Annotated in this window: 14 protein-coding genes and 1 pseudogene; 8 read left to right on the top strand and 7 right to left on the bottom strand. The window is 67.6% G+C overall.

Translation table 11 applies throughout. The features are described 5' to 3' along the window. Nucleotides 1-35 precede the first annotated feature (35 nt). Nucleotides 36-950 carry an aldose 1-epimerase family protein gene (locus tag BLU77_RS20930; RefSeq protein ID WP_089775380.1) on the top strand — a complete coding sequence of 305 codons (915 nt, stop codon included), beginning with the start codon at nucleotides 36-38 and terminating at the stop codon, nucleotides 948-950. Nucleotides 951-992: 42 nt separating this feature from the next. On the opposite strand, the gene BLU77_RS20925 is transcribed toward BLU77_RS20930, so the two are convergent. Further along, nucleotides 993-2,078, bottom strand: a complete 1,086-nt coding sequence (locus BLU77_RS20925; protein WP_139177877.1) for a M23 family metallopeptidase — start codon at nucleotides 2,076-2,078, stop codon at nucleotides 993-995. 427 nt (nucleotides 2,079-2,505) lie between these two features. Between BLU77_RS20925 and BLU77_RS20920 the strand changes: the two genes are divergently transcribed. The 4 genes and pseudogenes from BLU77_RS20920 to BLU77_RS20905 all read left to right on the top strand — a co-directional run bounded on the left by BLU77_RS20920 (nucleotide 2,506) and on the right by BLU77_RS20905 (nucleotide 9,155). After that, a complete protein-coding gene (locus BLU77_RS20920) occupies nucleotides 2,506-3,252 on the top strand; it encodes a response regulator transcription factor (protein WP_089775376.1) in 747 nt (248 codons plus the stop codon). A 35-nt stretch (nucleotides 3,253-3,287) separates the two neighbouring features. Then, nucleotides 3,288-4,481 (top strand): sensor histidine kinase, encoded by a 1,194-nt coding sequence (locus BLU77_RS20915; protein ID WP_089775375.1) that lies wholly within the window; start codon nucleotides 3,288-3,290, stop codon nucleotides 4,479-4,481. A 251-nt stretch (nucleotides 4,482-4,732) separates the two neighbouring features. Further along, nucleotides 4,733-8,547, top strand: a pseudogene (locus BLU77_RS20910) (multifunctional oxoglutarate decarboxylase/oxoglutarate dehydrogenase thiamine pyrophosphate-binding subunit/dihydrolipoyllysine-residue succinyltransferase subunit). Continuing rightward, a complete protein-coding gene (locus BLU77_RS20905) occupies nucleotides 8,544-9,155 on the top strand; it encodes a GDSL-type esterase/lipase family protein (protein WP_089775373.1) in 612 nt (203 codons plus the stop codon). Before BLU77_RS20910 ends, BLU77_RS20905 begins: the two are co-directional and overlap by 4 nt. Nucleotides 9,156-9,251: 96 nt before the next feature. Here the strand turns inward: BLU77_RS20905 and BLU77_RS20900 are convergent, their stop codons facing one another. From BLU77_RS20900 to BLU77_RS20890, 3 genes are all read right to left on the bottom strand, one after another. Beyond that, complete coding sequence (locus tag BLU77_RS20900) at nucleotides 9,252-9,407, bottom strand: methionine/alanine import family NSS transporter small subunit (RefSeq protein WP_089775371.1); 156 nt, start codon at nucleotides 9,405-9,407, stop codon at nucleotides 9,252-9,254. Further along, on the bottom strand, nucleotides 9,407-10,948 hold the full coding sequence (locus BLU77_RS20895; RefSeq protein WP_089775369.1) for a sodium-dependent transporter: 1,542 nt from the start codon (nucleotides 10,946-10,948) through the stop codon (nucleotides 9,407-9,409). The genes BLU77_RS20900 and BLU77_RS20895 overlap by 1 nt, the downstream gene beginning before the upstream one ends. Before the next feature lie 95 nt (nucleotides 10,949-11,043). Continuing rightward, entirely contained in the window at nucleotides 11,044-12,015 is a 972-nt protein-coding gene (locus BLU77_RS20890; RefSeq protein WP_089775367.1) for a zinc-binding dehydrogenase, read from the bottom strand. Nucleotides 12,016-12,117: 102 nt separating this feature from the next. On the opposite strand from BLU77_RS20890, the gene BLU77_RS23300 reads away from it, so the two are divergent. Next, nucleotides 12,118-12,192, top strand: a complete 75-nt coding sequence (locus BLU77_RS23300; RefSeq protein WP_420853348.1) for a 50S ribosomal protein bL37 — start codon at nucleotides 12,118-12,120, stop codon at nucleotides 12,190-12,192. Between the two features lie 70 nt (nucleotides 12,193-12,262). Here the strand turns inward: BLU77_RS23300 and rsrA are convergent, their stop codons facing one another. Further along, nucleotides 12,263-12,526, bottom strand: coding sequence for a mycothiol system anti-sigma-R factor (rsrA, locus tag BLU77_RS20885; protein WP_089775365.1), 264 nt, complete (start codon nucleotides 12,524-12,526; stop codon nucleotides 12,263-12,265). Beyond that, nucleotides 12,523-13,290, bottom strand: a complete 768-nt coding sequence (locus tag BLU77_RS20880) for a sigma-70 family RNA polymerase sigma factor (RefSeq protein ID WP_425441229.1) — start codon at nucleotides 13,288-13,290, stop codon at nucleotides 12,523-12,525. Before BLU77_RS20880 ends, rsrA begins: the two co-directional genes overlap by 4 nt. A gap of 120 nt (nucleotides 13,291-13,410) precedes the next feature. On the opposite strand from BLU77_RS20880, the gene BLU77_RS20875 reads away from it, so the two are divergent. After that, nucleotides 13,411-13,980: a DoxX family protein gene (locus tag BLU77_RS20875; protein ID WP_089775361.1), complete on the top strand. Its 570-nt coding sequence runs from the start codon at nucleotides 13,411-13,413 to the stop codon at nucleotides 13,978-13,980. A 22-nt stretch (nucleotides 13,981-14,002) separates the two neighbouring features. On the opposite strand, the gene BLU77_RS20870 is transcribed toward BLU77_RS20875, so the two are convergent. Further along, nucleotides 14,003-14,620: a thymidine kinase gene (locus BLU77_RS20870; RefSeq protein WP_089775359.1), complete on the bottom strand. Its 618-nt coding sequence runs from the start codon at nucleotides 14,618-14,620 to the stop codon at nucleotides 14,003-14,005. A 502-nt stretch (nucleotides 14,621-15,122) separates the two neighbouring features. On the opposite strand from BLU77_RS20870, the gene BLU77_RS20865 reads away from it, so the two are divergent. After that, the gene (locus BLU77_RS20865) at nucleotides 15,123-16,829 is read left to right on the top strand and encodes an HNH endonuclease (RefSeq protein ID WP_175477272.1); all 1,707 of its coding nucleotides are present in this window, start codon (nucleotides 15,123-15,125) and stop codon (nucleotides 16,827-16,829) included. The last annotated feature ends 108 nt before the right edge of the window (nucleotides 16,830-16,937 follow it).

Raw genomic sequence — 16,937 nt, 5'->3', positions numbered from 1 at the left:
CTGAGAGGTCTCAACGGAGCCGCTAGGGTGAAGAGGTGCCACTCACACCACCGACCGGACAGCAGTTCCAGATCACCCATTCAGGTGCCGTCGCCACCGTCACCGAGGTCGGCGCCCACCTGCGCGAGTATCGCGTCGCCGACCGCGATGTGGTGGTCGGTTTCCCCGCGGACGAACTGCCCCCTGCCTCGAACGGCGCGGTGCTCGTGCCCTGGCCGAACCGGATCCGAGACGGTCGGTACACGTGGGACGGTGTGGACTATCAAGTACCGGTGACGGAGCCGGCCCGCGGCACCGCTCTGCACGGGCTGGCCTCGTGGCAGCGCTGGGTAGCGAACGAGCACACCGACGACGCGGTCGAACTCGGCATCGACCTGCCCCCGACACCGGGGTACCCATTCCCGCTCAGTATCACTGTGCGCTACGTGCTCAGTGCCACTGGTCTGCAGATCACCACGACGGCGACCAACATCGGCGCAGCGGACGCACCCTACGGGGTGGGTTTCCATCCCTGGCTCTCACCCGGCCCCGGGTCGCTCGACGACGCCGTGCTGCAGCTCGACGCCACTCGGTGGATCCCCACCGATGATCGCCTGCTGCCGACGGGCGTAGCCGACCTGCCGGAAGAGCTCGACTTCCGTGCGCCTCGCTCGCTGGGACGCACGGCACTGGACGATGCCTTCGTCGGCGCCACCTACGACGACGACGGTCTCTCGTGGCTGCGCCTGCGCGGCTCCGACGGGCGGACCGCGGCCGTGTGGATGGACCGAACGATGAGTTGCTGGCAGATGTGCACTGGAGACGAGGTGGCCGCAGTGGCCGCGCAGCGCACCGGACTCGCCGCTGAACCGATGAGCTGTGTCGCCGATGCGTTCCGCACCGGAGACGACCTGGTCCGGCTCTCCCCCGGCGCCAGCCACACTGTCACCTGGGGAATAACCCTCGACTGAGCGAGGAGGAGGCGCCCCCCTGTCAGCCCTGGGTGGTGTCTGTCAGCCCTGGGTGCCCTCGGTGCACTGGAGCGTCTCGGACGTCAGCGGCACGGCATCGCGCTGCGCGAGCCATGTCTCCGGGTCCACCGAGGTCAGCGCCTCGTCGACGTGGACCTCGAGGTGCAGGTGCGGCCCGGTGGAGTTGCCGTAGGAACCGACCGCACCGATGACCTCGCCGGCGGATACCTGCTGCCCCTCCTGGACATAGACCCCGTTCGGGTACATGTGCACATACCAGGTCCAGTACTTCTCACCGTCAATCTCATGCTCGATGATCACGAGCATGCTGCTGCGACCGTCCCGCCCAGCGCCCGCGTGCACCACAGTTCCGTCGGCCACGGCATGGATCGGGGTCCCGGCAGCGGCGGACATGTCGAGCCCTGTGTGCACGCTAGAAGTGCCGAAGATGGGGTGCACCCGAGGCCCGTACCGCGAGGTGAAATTGTAGGACCCCTCTGCCAACGGCTGGACGACCTCCGGCGCCACGGTCTCCACCTCGGAGGCCAGCACACCGTTGGCGTCCACCGGGCGCGTCCCGCACGCACTCGGTGCGCGGTCCGCGTCGCTCCGGCTCGCCGAGGCGAGGGAGCGCAGGGACGCGAGGGGGTCCGCAGCCAGTGCAGCCGAGGCATCCGTGGAAGCTGGCGTGCCGCCGGCGGCGAGGACCTCGAAGGCGCTCGACGCGGACACGGGGTGGCCGGTCGCGACATCACTGGAGGTGGCTGGCATCGCCGCCCCGGTCAGTGGGACCACGGTCGTCAACGCACCGAGCGCGCCGAGCACGGCCAGTCGCGGCAGCCATCGGTGGTTCGAACGCGCAGTACGCGCAGCCTTCGCGCGGATCGCGGCCTCCTGCACACGAGCGGTGCGACGAATCCGAATAGCTCGGCTCTCGGCCGCGGTCCCGGCGCTCGCAGCCACCGGCACGGGTCGTTCGACGGCAGGCAGGGGCAGTGCGGCGATGACCCGAGCGCGCGAGTCCTCGGAGACCGACGCGACGTTCCCGCCCGCTCCCGCTCCGGTCTGAGCACCACTGGACCCCTTGAGCATCGCCCGCTCACGTCGCCGGATCTCGCGGCGAGTCAACCGAGGTTCCTCATCGGTGGCCGGCGACGACGCCATCACGGTCCTGGTGAGCCCAGGGGTCGACGACCGGTCCGGCACCGTCTCACCGCGTCGAGCGGCTTCACGGAGCTGGCGTCGGGTCGGGAGCGCGTCAGGGGCGGACACACGCTGCGGCCTCACACAACCTCCGGGCAGGGGGACGAAGAAGGATGGTCAGTAGCCCGCGGAGGGACGCGGCGCACTGATCTGGTCTTACATGGTGGGAAGAGTTAGTCCAGTTTACGCCAACCGCAGGACCCGGAGGGGCATTGCCGGTCGTGTCAACCAGATCACGAAAGCGTAACGGACCAGGGTGCGCCCGGTCTACCACTGTGAACGAACACACGCCGGCACGGCGCTCCGGCCAGGCGGACCAGCCAGTCGGAGACCGATATGGAACAGTGTGTCCATGCCTGCCGCAGCATCAGGGTCGCCCTCCACCGTCGTGCTCGTCGTCGAGGACGAACCGGAGATCGCCACCCAGATTGCCCGCCGCCTCGAGGCGGAGGGCTGGCGACCGCACACGGCCGGCGACGGCCTCGCCGGTGTGCGGGCTGCGGAGACCCTGCAGCCCGACCTCATCGTGATGGACGTGATGCTTCCGGGTGTCGACGGTCTGGAAGCGTGCCGCCGCATCCAGGCGCTGCACGCCGGAGCGGGCACCACGGCACCCCCGATTCTGATGCTCACCGCACGCGACGATGAGACGGACTTGATCATCGGACTTGGTGTGGGAGCCGATGACTACATGACCAAGCCGTTCTCCATGCGCGAGCTCCTTGCCCGCCTCAAGGTGCTACTGCGGCGGGTGGATCGAGCACGGCATGCACCGGTCTCCGACTCCGGTGCGCTGCCCCTGACCCTCGGCGACCTGGTGATCGACCGCGCGGCGCGACGGGTGAGCCGAGACGGCAAGGAAGCCCATCTGACGCCGACGGAGTTCGACCTGTTGGTGTGCCTGGCACAGAGCCCGAAGACAGTGCTCTCGCGCGAGCGGCTGCTCGCGCAGGTGTGGGACTGGGCGGACGCCTCGGGAACCCGGACGGTCGACTCCCATGTCAAGGCGCTGCGGCGCAAGCTCGGCTCGGACCTGATCCGCACGGTGCACGGCGTGGGCTATGCCCTCGAGCCGAGCATCGAACCAGGCACGGCCTGAGCTGCTCCGATCAGGAGGGCCATCGAGGTGAGTCGATGAAGAGGGCTGGCAGCCTTCGGCACGCGCGCAACGCCGTCAGCTGGCGGGACCGCCTGGACGGCCTCTACGGCGACCTACGCCCGCTGGACCCGGTGCGCTCGATCAAGATGAAGCTCATCGTGATCATCGGTGCCACGGTCGCACTGTTCACCCTGGTCACCTGGATCGGGGATCGGTTCGACTTCGGGGTGCTCCGCACCTTTCCGGTGGCGCTCGTGTGCTCGCTCGTGCTCACCCAGATTCTGGCCCGCGGAATGACACGCCCTCTCCGGGAGATGACGGCGGCGGCCGGCGCCATGGCTCGTGGCGACTACAGCCAGCAGGTCCACACCGACAGTCAGGACGAGGTCGGGCAACTCGCGGCCGCGTTCAACTCCATGGCACACGACCTGGACATGCTCGACACGCAGCGCCGGGAGATGGTTGCCAACGTCTCGCACGAGCTGCGCACGCCCGTGGCGGCCCTGCGTGCCCAGCTGGAGAACCTGGCCGACGGGGTGGTCGAGCCCGATCCGCGGGAGCTGGAGTCCGCACTCACCCAGGTGGAGCGCCTCTCCCGCCTGATCAGCTATCTGCTCGACCTGTCTCGCTTGGAGGCCGGCGCAGCGGACCTCGACCTCGACGATCTCGCCATCGGCCCGTTCTTGCAGGATGTGGTCACCCAAGCGCGCCACGCGGCCGCTGAGACCGGCCGGGACCTGCGGTGGGAGGTCAGCACCAACCCCGAGGACCTGCATCTGCGCGCCGATGAAGAGCGGCTCCGTCAAGTGATCTCGAACCTCCTGGGCAATGCGTCCCGACACTCCCCGCCCGGCGGCACCATCTGGCTCAGCGCACGGACAGAACCCCACCGGTCCGCCGTCGTGATCGAGGTGCTCGATGAGGGGCAGGGCATACCGGTGGCCGATCGACAGAAAGTCTTCGAACGCTTCGAACGCGGCAACGCCCCCGGCCAACGCAGCGGACAGAGCACCGGCGGCACCGGGTTGGGACTCGCGATTGCCCGGTGGGCGGTCACTCTGCACGGCGGCACGATCGCCGTTGCTGACCCTCCGCGCGGCTCGGGCGCGATGATCCGCGTGACCCTGCCGGGTGCGGGTCCGCGACGCGGTGTCACCACGACCCGACCGAGCACGCATCCGCCGGCGGACGGAACCGATGCAGGCGCCACATCCCCGGCCGACAGGTGAGGTCTACTCCTGACCGGGTGTTGACTTCACCTTGATCCCGAGGCTTCACGGCGGCCGCATCCCGAGCCGAATCGCGGAATCGCGGCACTCAAGATGCGCAGACCACCGCCTGCGTCGCCTAGGCTGGACCACACACATCCACACACGCGCACCACGTGAAAGAGGGCGATCCCCGAGTGTCCCAGCAGGCACCCCACGATGACACGTCAGCATCGGCGACCTTCGGCGGGAACGAGTGGCTCATCGAGGAGATGTACGCCCAGTTCCGCGAGGACAAGTCGCAGGTGGATCCAGCCTGGTGGGACTTCTTCGAGTCGTACTCACCACGCGAAGTGAGCCCGGACTCCTACGGCGAGAGCGCTGAGCCCTCGACCGCCTCTGCGGCACCGTCCCAGCCGGTCGAAAACGCTCCCGCTGCACCCGAGCCCGCCGGTAAGCCAGCACCACGCACCGGAAACCAGACCGCTCCGGCGGACGCCACCCCCACGCCGACTGCGTCCGGCACCCCGCACGTCGTCCCGGCCAAGCCGATCGAACCAGCTCCGGCCACCACGGCTCAGGCGAACGACACCACGCCACCGACGCTCAACGTCAAAGGTGACGTCCCCCCAGAACCACCGATGGCTACCGCAGAGGCCCCAACGGCCACCTACACCCGGTCCATCACCGGCGGCGGCCCCCGTGACGCAGGTGGCGACGACGAGGTCGCAAAGTTGCGCGGCCCCGCTGCCCGGGTGGTCACCAACATGGAGGCTAGCCTCGCCGTCCCGACGGCGACGAGCGTGCGGACTGTTCCCGCGAAGCTCCTCGTGGACAACCGGATCGTGCTGAACAATCACCTCCGCCGCAGCCGTGGCGGCAAGGTGTCCTTCACCCACCTCATCGGGTTCGCCGTGGTGGAAGCGCTCGGCGACATGCCCGAGATGAACGCCGGCTACCGCACAGTGGACGGTAAGCCCGGACAGGTACGTCCCTCGCACGTGAACTTCGGGCTCGCGATCGACCTGGCCAAGCCGGACGGATCCCGCCAGCTCCTCGTGCCCTCGATCAAGGGCGCGGAGTCGATGGACTTCGCCGAGTTCTGGCGCGGGTACGAGGACGTCGTGGCCAAGGCCCGCAACAACAAGCTCACGATCGAAGACTTCGCCGGCACCACGATCACCCTCACCAACCCAGGCACCATCGGCACCGTGCACTCGGTGCCGCGCCTGATGGAGGGACAAGGCACGATCATCGGTGTCGGGGCGATGAACTACCCGGCCGAGTACCAGGGCGCGGCACCGGAGACCCTCTCCAAACTGGGTATCTCGAAGATCCTCACGATCACCTCCACCTACGACCACCGGATCATCCAGGGCGCACAGTCCGGCGACTTCCTGCGGATCGTGCACAGCAAGCTGATCGGTGAGGACGGCTTCTACGACCGGGTGTTCGCGGCCCTGCGGGTGCCGTACGAGCCGGTGCGGTGGACCACCGACGTCTACTCCGACAGCGAGGACGACCTGGGCAAGCCGGCGCGGATCGCCGAACTGATCCACGCCTACCGCTCCCGCGGGCACCTCCTGGCCGATACCGACCCGCTCGCCTACCGGCAGCGCAAGCACCCCGACCTCGACGTGCAGAACCACCGGCTGACGCTGTGGGACCTGGACCGTACATTCCCGACCGGCGGGTTCGGCGGCAAGGCGAAGATGCTGCTTCGCGACATCCTCGGGCTGCTGCGCAACTCGTACTGCCGCACCATCGGCGCGGAGTACATGCACCTGCACGACGGCGCACAGCGTCGGTGGTTCCAGCAGCGCCTGGAGTCCGGCTGGGCGAAGCCGGACGTCGAGGAGCAGAAGCGGATCCTGCGTACCCTGAACGCGGCCGAGGCCTTCGAGACGTTCCTGCAGACGAAGTTCGTCGGGCAGAAGCGGTTCAGCCTGGAGGGTGGCGAGTCGCTGATCCCGTTGCTGGACCGTGTGCTCGAACGATCCGCCGAGGAAGCACTGGACGAGGTGAGCATCGGGATGCCGCACCGCGGCCGTCTCAACGTGCTGGCCAATATCGCCGGGAAGTCCTATGCGCAGATCTTCGCTGAGTTCGAGGGCAACCAGGACCCGCGCACCGTCCAAGGCTCGGGGACGTGAAGTACCACCTCGGCACCGAGGGCACGTTCACCGCCTCCACCGGCTCCACCACGAAGGTGTACCTCGCTGCCAACCCGTCGCACCTCGAGGCCGTGAACGGCGTGCTCGAGGGCGTGGTGCGCGCCAAGCAGGACCGCATCGATCTCGGCGGGGCCGGATTCTCGGTGCTGCCGCTGCTGATCCACGGTGACGCCGCGTTCGCCGGCCAGGGTGTGGTGACGGAGACACTCCAGCTCTCCCAGCTGCGCGGATACCGCACGGGCGGCACCGTGCACGTGATCATCAACAACCAGGTGGGCTTCACCACCGGCGCGTCCTCGTCCCGCTCCACGCTGTACTCCACCGATGTGGCGAAGGGTCTGCAGATCCCGATCTTCCACGTCAACGGGGACGACCCGGAGGCGGTGGCGCACGTCGCCGAGCTCGCCTTCGACTACCGGCAGGAGTTCAACAAGGACGTCATCATCGACATGGTGTGCTACCGCCGCCGCGGGCACAACGAAGGCGACGATCCGTCGATGACCCAGCCAGTGATGTACTCCCTCATCGAGAAGAAGCGCAGCGTCCGCAAGCTCTACACCGAAGCCCTGGTGGGCCGCGGCGACCTCACCGAGGACGAGGCCGAAGAGGCCCTGCAGCACTACAAGTCCGAGCTGGAGCGGGTCTTCACCGAGGCACGCAAGAGCGACGGCCAGCAGTCCTCCGCCACCCAGGTGGCCGGTCTCGAGCGCCCGGAGTCCCAGATGGAGGACGCCGGGGTGATCATCGGGTGGCAGACTGCCGTCCCGGACAAGGTGCTCGCGCACATCGGCGCCGCTCATACCCGCCCGCCCGAGGGCTTCAACGTGCACCCCAAGCTCAACCAGTTGCTGGACAAGCGCTCGCAGATGTCCACCGACGGTGCCGTGGACTGGGCGTTCGGAGAGATCCTCGCCTTCGGCAGTCTGCTGATGGAGGGCACCCCGGTGCGCCTGGCCGGTCAGGACTCCCGCCGTGGCACGTTCGTCCAGCGGCACGCCGTCCTGCACGATCGCTTGAACGGCGCCGAGTGGACGCCGTTGATGTATCTCTCCCCGGACCAGTCCAAGTTCTGGGTCTATGACTCGTCGCTGAGCGAGTACGCCTGCCTCGCGTTCGAGTACGGCTACTCGGTGGAACGCCCCGATGCCCTCGTGCTCTGGGAAGCCCAGTTCGGTGACTTCGTGAACGGCGCCCAGGTCGTGATCGACGAGTTCATCTCGGCGGCCGAGCAGAAGTGGGGGCAGACCTCGTCGGTGGTGCTGCTCCTGCCGCACGGGTACGAGGGGCAAGGTCCGGACCACTCCTCGGCACGCAAGGAGAGGTTCCTCCAGCTGGCGGCCGAGGACAACATGATCGTGGCCGAGCCTTCCACCCCGGCGAACCATTTCCACCTGCTGCGGCGCCAGGCCTACCAGCGCCCGCGCCGTCCGCTGGTGGTGTTCACCCCCAAGCAGCTGCTCCGCCTCAAGGCGGCGACGAGTTCGATCGAGGACTTCACCTCGGGCACCTTCCAGCCCGTGATCGGGGACTCCAGCGTCGACCCCGCCGCCGTGCAGCGGGTGCTGCTGTGCAGCGGTCGGGTCTACTACGACCTGCTCGCCGAGCGTTCCAAGCGGGAGGACGCCACCACGGCCCTGGTCCGGATCGAGCAGCTCTACCCGCTCGATGCCGAGCAGATCGTCGCCGAACTGGACCGCTACCCGAACGCCGAGTTCGTGTGGGTACAGGACGAGCCTCGGAACCAGGGCGCGTGGACGTACCTGATCACCCGACTGCCGGCCTACGTGCCTGTGGTCGCCGAGCGCGGGATGCGAGTGATCTCCCGGCCTGCCTCAGCCGCACCGTCCGCCGGGACGGCGAAGGTGCACCAGGCAGAACAGGCCACGCTCCTGGAGGAGGCGTTCGCCCGGTGAGCGCATACGCCGCGGAACAGACCGGTCGGCGGCGGATCTGCGTGATCGGCGATGAACTCGTCGCCGGTGTCGGGGATGCTCGGGGTCTCGGCTGGACGGGCCGGGTCGCCGCACGCACGCGCAGCGACGAGGTGCTGGAGTACTACCCGCTGCCCGTACCGAACGAGACGACGACAGCGCTCTCAGCCCGCTGGGAGACCGAGTGCAACCGCCGGTTCGGCCCCGGGGAGAACCGGCTCGTCGTGGCCCCCGGCTCGGCCGACCTTCGGCACGGCGTGACTCTGGCGCGCAGCCGGCTCAACCTGGCCAACGTGCTGGACGACGCCTCGGCGCGGCAGATCCCCACATTCGTGCTGGGTCCGCCGCCGCGCACGGACACCGATGCCGCAGCCCAGGCCGAGTTGTCGACGGCGTTCTCGGACGTGTGCAGCCGCCGTGGCGTGCCGTACGTGGAGACCTACGCGCCGCTCGCAGACCACGAGCAGTGGCTCGCGGACCTCGCCTCCAGTGGCGGGACGCACCCCGAGCAAGCCGGTTACGGCCTGCTCACCTGGCTGGTCCTGCACAACGGATGGCACGACTGGCTGGGCATCCCGCAGGACGACTGATACCTGGCGCCCAGCTCCCGCCGGGCCGACCGCTGGGTTCTGCGGCACCTGACGCGACAGTTGCCGCAGAACCCCGCGTTCGCCACCAGGGCCCGGTCAAGTGGACGGCGGTGCGTCCGCCTTGCCGTCGCCGTCGATGTCGTAGGAGTCCGGCTCCTCCGGGTGCTTGCGTAGGTGCATCAAGGCTGCGACCAGCGCACCCCAGACCAGACCCAGGGCGATGATCATCATGATCACGGCGCTCGCGTCCATCACGCCTCCTTCCCGGGGAGCTTTGCGCTCCCCTCCTGATCCAGCGGTGCGTCCACGACTCCCTTGCGCCAGGGGATGAGCGTGAGGATGACGGCGATGACGACCAGCGCGATCGCCGATCCCCAGCCGTAGAGGGTGACGTACTCGGACGGCATCTCCCCGTACCCTTCCTGGATCCGGTCGATGATCTCGGTGACGAACATAAAGCCCAGGATGATCGGTGTCACCAGGGCGATCATGAGCTTCCAGACCATGCCCACCTTGAACGAGGACACCCCGTTGAGGTGGTCACCGAGCACACGGAGCTTGCGCAGCAACCAGGCGAGAGTGATCACCGAGACGAGCCCGGCGCCGACGATGCCGAAGTTGTTCGCGAAGGCGTCTACCACGTCGAGCAGGTTCAATCCGGTGGTGGTGGGGAACAGCAGGATGGAGATGATCGCCATCAGACCGCCCACCCCGAACACTGCCGCGTTCCGGCTGATCCCGAACTTGTCCTCCACTGCGGTCAGCACCACCTCGACGATGCTGACGAGCGAGGTGATGCCGGCGAGCACAAGGGACAAGAAGAACAGCACCCCGAAGATCGGACCACCGGGCATGGTGGACAGCATGGTGGGGAAGGCGATGAACGCCAGCCCGATGCCGGCCCCCGCTACCTCGCCCACACCCACACCAGCTGCCTGGGCCATGAATCCGAGCGTGGCGAACACAGCGACACCGGCGAGCAGCTCGAACCCGGAGTTGGAGAACGCGACCGTCAGGCCGGAGCCGGTGAGGTTCGTCTTCCGCTTCAGGTGCGCGGAGTAGGTGATCATGATGCCGAACCCGATGGACAAGGAGAAGAAGATCTGCCCGTAGGCGGCAACCCACACGTTGGAGTCACCCAGGGCCGCCCAGTTCGGGGTGAACAGGGCGTTCAGCCCATCGAAGGCCCCCGGAAGGGTCAGCGACCAGATCATCAGGAGCAGGAAGATCCCGACCAGGATGGGGATGAAGATCATCGAGATCCGGGCGATACCGCCCTGGATCCCGCGCCAGTGCACAATCAGGGCGAATATCCAGACCAGCACCAGCGGGATCGCCACACCCGGTACCAGGTTCACCCCGACCTCGAATGCGGCGTCACCCTCGGCCTGTTGCAGGAAGTCCCCGAGCAGGAAGCCTGCGGCGTCGTCGCCCCAGGCCTGGGTGGCGGAGAACCCGACGTAACGCACCGCCCAGGCGATGATCACGGCGTAGTAGACGGCGATCACGAACGAGATCCCGACCTGCCACCAGCCGATCGCCTCGGCGCCACCGCCGAGTCGGCGCCAGCTCAGCGGCGCAGACCCGCGGTACTTGTGCCCGATCGCGTAGTACATGAAGAGCAGTGGCACACCCGCGGTGAGCAGTGCCACCAGGTACGGCAGGATGAACGCACCACCGCCGCCCTCGTAGGCCACGTACGGGAAACGCCAGATATTGCCGAGTCCGACGGCGGACCCGATGGCGGCGAAGATGAACGCCCGCCGCCCTTTGAATTGCTGTCTCTCGCTCATGCTCTGCCCCTTCGTGGTCTCACCTCGGCACCTCAGCGCTCAGTGAAGTGCCTCACACCGTAGCGCTCTACACACCCGCAGGTCACGCGAAACACTCAGGTCGTCAGCACCACCTTCCCGAATGCTGCACCGGAGTCGAGCCGCTCGAACGCGGCACGCACCCCAGCCTCGCTACCGAGGTCGTGCTCGGAGTCGATCACCGGCCGCACACCGGTGGTCTCCACCATCGCCGCCAGCTCAGCCAGCTGGGCTGCCGTGCCCATCGTGCTGCCCAGGATCCGCAGGCTGCGGAAGAACACTCGATTCAGGTCCGCCGACGGGTCGGGCCCGCTGGTGGCACCCGCCACGACCACCACGCCGCCCGGACGCAGAGACCGCAGCGAGTGCTCCCAGGTGGCAGCACCGACCGTCTCGATCACCGCGTCCACCGGATTCACCCGGGTGCCGGTCGGCACCGCCTCGTGCGCACCCAGGATGCGGGCTCGCTCGAGCTTGGCCTCAGTCCTGGAGGTGACCACCACCTGGGCGCCCGCAGCCAGCGCCAGCTGGACGGCCGCCGTCGCGACTCCTCCCCCAGCGCCCTGCACGAGCACCCGCTGACCTGGGCGCACCTGCGCCTCGTGCACCACCATCCGGAATGCGGTGAGGTACGCCGTCGGCAGGCAAGCGGCCTCGGCCGCTGAGAGCGAGTGCGGTACCGGGATCAGGTTGCGGGCCGGCACCCAGACACGTTCGGCGAGCGTGCCAGGGTGCTTCTCCGAGAGCAACGTGCGGCGAGGGTCGAGCGTCTCCTCCCCCACCCAGTCCGTGGACGAGATGACGGCGTGGACGAGCACCTGGCGGCCATCGGGATCAGTGCCGACCGCATCGGTACCAAGGATCATCGGCAACTGTTCGCCACGCAGGCCGACGCCGCGCAGGCTCCACAGGTCGTGATGGTTCAGGGCGGCGGCACGCACCTGTACGGGCACCCATCCCGTCGGCGGGGCCGGTTCGGGCAGGTCCCCCACCTCCAGACCCGTCAGCGGGGCGGCTGCATCCTGTCGAGCTGCGTAGATCGCACGCATCCGTTAAGCGTACGATCCCCGAAGGTCGGACGCGCTCTGAGTGCAGGGGCGAATGTGGGATGATGGACGACGGCCCTGATCACCCGAACCCGAGGAGCTGCGATGAGCAAGCGCGGACGCAAGCGCAAGGCGCGCCGTCACGGCGCCGCCAACCACGGCAAGCGCCCCAACTCCTGACCGAGCTGGAACGCAGCGACACGCCGGGTCCACCGTGAGGTGGGCCCGGCGTTCGTCGTTCGTCCTGGAGTCAGGCGCGACGACTCTCCCGCAGCAGAGTCAGTTGCGTGCGCACCCGCATCCGCAACTCATCCGGTGCGACCTCCACGCAGGACTTACGCAGGATCACTCGCACTTCCCGCTCCCGGCTCACCGCTTCGAGGCAGGTAGCGCACTCGGCGATATGGGCGCGCAAGCGGTCCAACTCCAGCTGGGTCATCTCCGCGTCGATATACTCGTACAAGTGTTCCAGCGCCTCTTCGCACTGGCACTCGTGCCCACGTTCGGTGTTCATGTCCGTACTTCCTTGTCGGCGCTGACCTTGATCCCGAGCGAGCGCGCGTGCTCGGCGAGCAGCTGACGCAGCTGGGCACGACCACGGTGCAACCGGGACATCACCGTCCCGATCGGAGTATCCATGATCTCGGCGATCTCCTTGTATGCGAAGCCCTCCACGTCAGCGAGGTAGACCGCGAGGCGGAAGTCCTCTCCCAGTTCCGCCAACGCCTCCTTGACCTCTGAACTGCCCAGTGCATCCAGGGCCTCGGTCTCTGCCGAGCGCAGCCCCGTGGACGTGTGCGAGGCGGCACGGTGGATCTGCCAGTCCTCCACCTGGTCCGAGTCCGACTGCTGCGGCGTGCGCTGCTTCTTGCGGTAGGTGTTGATGAACGTGTTGGTGAGGATCCGGTACAGCCACGCCTTCAAGTTGGTCCCTGGCTTGTACTGCGCGAAAGCCGCATAGGCCTTGGCGAAGGTCTCCTGCACCAGGTCTTCGGCATCGGCCGGATTGCGGGTCATCCGCAGGGCGGCGCCATAGAGCTGGTCGAGGTACGGCATCGCGTCATCCTCGAACCGCCGTTCCCGCTCGGCCACGCTCTCGGCCTGCGGTGCCCGATCGTTGAAGTCAGTCATCACCTGTGAGCCTAGTGGGCGCACGGCGCGGCGCATCACCGCACGGTCGCGGGAGGGCTGACTGGGCGGGCGTGTCGGGGTGTTGGAGGTCCGCCGATCGCGGCCGCGGACGGGATTCGAGGTCGCGGGAAGGGTTGCTGCACTCACGTTGTGCGCAACGCCTCCACTCGCTCAGACATTCCACCCGGCAGTGTGGCATGTCACTCCGGACGACACAGGTGCACTGATGGGCTCGCACCCAAGCCGGATCTGCGGTAGCAATGACGCATGGATCCCGTGCGCGCTATCGCCCGACCTCTGCTCGCCTCCGTCTTCGTCGTGGACGGTATCGATGCGATCAAGAATGCCGACGAGCATGCTGCCCTGCTCGAACCGTGGGAGCCGCTACTGGCCAAGGTCTCCGAGAAGGTGCCCGGGATACCGAAGAAGCGCACCACGATGGTGCGGGTGATGGGTGGGACCAGCGTGGCGGCCGGGGCACTCCTCGCCTCCGGGAAGGCTCCTCGGCTGGCCGCGGGTGTGCTGGCCGTGGTGGCGCTGAAGCAGACCGTCGTGCGTTACCCGTTCTGGAGCGCGAAGGGTGCCGAACGCCGCGAGAAGTTGAACGGCTTCATGCGCAACGGCGCTCTGGTGGCCGGGTTGATCTTCGCCGCGCAGGACCGTCGCGGGAAGCCATCGCTCGCCTGGCAGGTGGAGAACTGGCGTGAACATCGCACCGATCTCTCCGACGTCAAATCCGATCTCGAAGATCAACTCCGGATCGCCAAGGCGGAGATCAAGGCGGGCAAGGCCGAATTGAAGTCCGGGCTGCGCACTGCACAAGCCACGTTGTCCTGAGCCGCGCAGCAGTACAGACCACTCAACCGAGTCGGTCCCCTGAGGCGTCGAGGTAGCAGGTCCCGCATCTGGCCTCGTAGGCAACCCGCTGACCATCGATGGCGACTTGATCACCGTCCAGGACCACGCGCCCACCCACCGTGCGGGTCGTGAGCACCGCCTTTCGACCACATCGACAGATGGTCTTCAGTTCTTCGAGGGAGTGCGCGAGCTCCAGCAGCCGCGCGGATCCGGCGAACGCGCGGGTTCGGAAGTCCGTGCGGATGCCGTAGGCGAGCACGGGCACCCCATCGATCACGGCGATCCGGAACAGGTCCTCCACCTGCTCAGTCGTCAGGAACTGGGCCTCGTCCACCAGCAGGCACGCCACGGACGGGACGTCGATATCCAGTGTGCCGGGTTCACGACCTGCCGCGTGCGCGGTGAAGAGATCACGGACTGACGCCTCCGGCGGCACCAGGAAGTCCGCAGCGCGGGTAAGACCGAGTCTGGAGATGACCTCACCCTCACCCTTCGTGTCCACCGAAGGCTTCGCCAACAGGACCCGCTGCCCACGCTCCTCGTAGTTGAACGCAGCCTGCAGCAGACTGGTGGATTTTCCGGAGTTCATCGCTCCGTACCGGAAGTAGAGCTTGGCCACGCACGGTCCTTTCGCCGCGGGCCACTCTAGACGTGATGCAAGTCTGACGGTGCGCGTGCTCGGGTGAGGTCGCGAGCGGCGACGGGCTGGCAGCGCGACCGCCGGTCCCGGCCAGGCGGCGGGTCCTGCCTGAGGTGGGTGAGGGTGAGAACGGGGGGTCGGTACGGGGGCGGTGTGCGGACCGACCGGTTCCAGGCGATGCGCTCGAACAGGCTTTCCGTGTCTGGCGTCCGGCTGTCCACGGAGACCTGGTCGACCGGTCCGATGTCGGTGGTCTCAGGAAGTATGTGAATATGACGTTGACAGCCACTAGTTCCGCATTCTCAGCATTGGTTGAGAACGAGCTGGCTGCCGCGTGGATGAGCATTCCTGAGCCGCTGGCTGAGGGATTCTGTGTCAGCTTTCCAGGACGGGCTATCACCATCTCTCGTTGGAGCGGGACTTATCCACAGGTGTCGCCTTTGGCATGGCCATTGTCAGTGGCTGCTGGGAGAATAAGGGTATGACGTCGACAGCTACTGGTTCCGTGTTCTCGGCCCCGGCCGGGAATGCGGTGCTGGCTGCCCTGCGGGAGAACGTCACCACGGCTCGGGCAGTTGATGTTGAGCGTGCCGAGCTGGTGGTCGCCTGGGTGGGCGAGCGAGCCATCGACCCAGCCACGATGGGCTCCGCGACGGGTGGGCCGATGTTCGACCCGGACGAACACGAAGGCCTACCGGTTCCGGATGAGCATGCCGGACTACCGGTCGAGTATGCGGGGGTGCCGGGGACGGAGCAGCCGATGCGCCTAGCTGGGGATGGTGCCCCGTTGGTCTCGGACCTGGAGTTCACCCGGTTGGCGACTGCGTTGGGGCAGTCGAACGAAGCAGCCCTGGCCTATGTGGGTGTGGTGGTCGAGCTCGCCTACCGGCTCCCCCAACTCTGGGAACGGGTACGGGCCGAGCAGGTCAGCATCCACCGGGCCCGGACAGTGACCCGGATGAGCAAGAGGCTCCCGTTCGCCGGTGCCGCCTGGGTGGACGCCCAGGTGGCCTGGACGATCGGGTCCTGCACGGTCGCGCAGATTGAGCGGACCGTGAGTGCGGCGATGGCCACCTTCGACCCCGACCAAGCCGCCAAGGACGAACAAGCAGCGTTGGAGGGGCGCCACTTCGATATCCGTCTCGATGAGGCAGGCACCACCGCGGCGCCGGGATCGGGATTGGGTGTGGGGTCGGTGGTGCGGGTCGAGGGCGGCCTCGACCTTGCTGACGCGTTGGATCTTGAGGCTGCGGTGTCCGACCAGGCCCGTGCGCTGGCAGGGTTCCTGCCCGGCACCAGTGAGAATGTGCGCCGCTCCATCGCCGTGGGCGACCTCGCCCGCGGACACACCACCCTGCCCATCCCCGAGACCACCCCCGGCAGCGGAGCTGCTGGCAACGGCGGCGGAGTGACGGGCCCGGACGGAGGTTCGACCGGGGGTGAGGACCCGGCTGGCGGAACGACCGGCGGCACCGGCACGACCGGCCCCAGCATCGAGGGGGCGACTGGTGCTACTGGTGGGATGGGGCGGACCGTGATGCTCTACCTCCACCTGCCCGCCGACGCCCTCAACGACCACACCGGTGCAGGGGCGGACGGCGCCGGGAACGTGTTCGGGTCCGGGATCGTGGGCCGGTGCGAAAACACCAAATCACCGGTCTCGAAAGAGCAGATTCGTCAATGGTGTGCCACTGCGGGACGAATCCTGGTGCGTCCGGTGATCGATCTGGCCGGGCACACCGATGCCACCACGTATGAGGCCAGCCCGACACTGCGCGAGCGGATCATTCTTCGTGACGGGCGGTGCCGGTTTCCCTATTGCAATCGCTCCGCGCGTTCTGCCGATCTGGATCATAGTGTTCCCTACGACCAGGGTGGTCGAACGAGTTCGGTGAATATGGCCGCTTTGTGTCGACGTCACCACCGGGCGAAAACCCATACCGGGTGGTCGTATTCGATGATCACCCCTGGGGTGTATTACTGGGCTGCACCCGATGGTGTCCATTATCTGGTGACACCTTCTGGCACCTACCCCATCCCCACCGCCGGCAATAGGCCACGAAACGGACGGGGCAGCCCCCGTGGCAGCGGTCCGCCCGAGAGCAGACCTGACCAGCCACACAGCGAGTGCGTCGCTGATCCACCGCGGCCAAACCTGCCCGGCCACACCGACCCACCACCAGACTGACCACCCCACCCCGAACCCCGCCGACACCACCCGTCAGCGGGGGCCTCGGCATGTCCGGGAGCCAGATTGAGCCCCGCGGTCGACCGCTATCGCGCACCAGCGACAGCC

Source organism: Ruania alba, from assembly GCF_900105765.1.
In the GTDB taxonomy this organism is placed as follows: domain Bacteria; phylum Actinomycetota; class Actinomycetes; order Actinomycetales; family Beutenbergiaceae; genus Ruania; species Ruania alba.
The sequence above is the reverse complement of the archived record's forward strand: the minus strand, read 5'-3'. Positions and strand labels throughout refer to the sequence as shown.

What these genes read in the sequence shown, in the direction of transcription:
- BLU77_RS20890 (WP_089775367.1), bottom strand. Translation starts at nt 12,015, where the DNA reads ATGCGTGCGATCTACGCAGCTCGACAGGATGCAGCCGCCCCGCTGACG.
- BLU77_RS20865 (WP_175477272.1), top strand. Translation starts at nt 15,123, where the DNA reads ATGACGTCGACAGCTACTGGTTCCGTGTTCTCGGCCCCGGCCGGGAAT.
- BLU77_RS20915 (WP_089775375.1), top strand. Translation starts at nt 3,288, where the DNA reads ATGAAGAGGGCTGGCAGCCTTCGGCACGCGCGCAACGCCGTCAGCTGG.
- BLU77_RS20920 (WP_089775376.1), top strand. Translation starts at nt 2,506, where the DNA reads ATGCCTGCCGCAGCATCAGGGTCGCCCTCCACCGTCGTGCTCGTCGTC.
- BLU77_RS20900 (WP_089775371.1), bottom strand. Translation starts at nt 9,407, where the DNA reads ATGGACGCGAGCGCCGTGATCATGATGATCATCGCCCTGGGTCTGGTC.
- rsrA (WP_089775365.1), bottom strand. Translation starts at nt 12,526, where the DNA reads ATGAACACCGAACGTGGGCACGAGTGCCAGTGCGAAGAGGCGCTGGAA.
- BLU77_RS20875 (WP_089775361.1), top strand. Translation starts at nt 13,411, where the DNA reads ATGGATCCCGTGCGCGCTATCGCCCGACCTCTGCTCGCCTCCGTCTTC.
- BLU77_RS20895 (WP_089775369.1), bottom strand. Translation starts at nt 10,948, where the DNA reads ATGAGCGAGAGACAGCAATTCAAAGGGCGGCGGGCGTTCATCTTCGCC.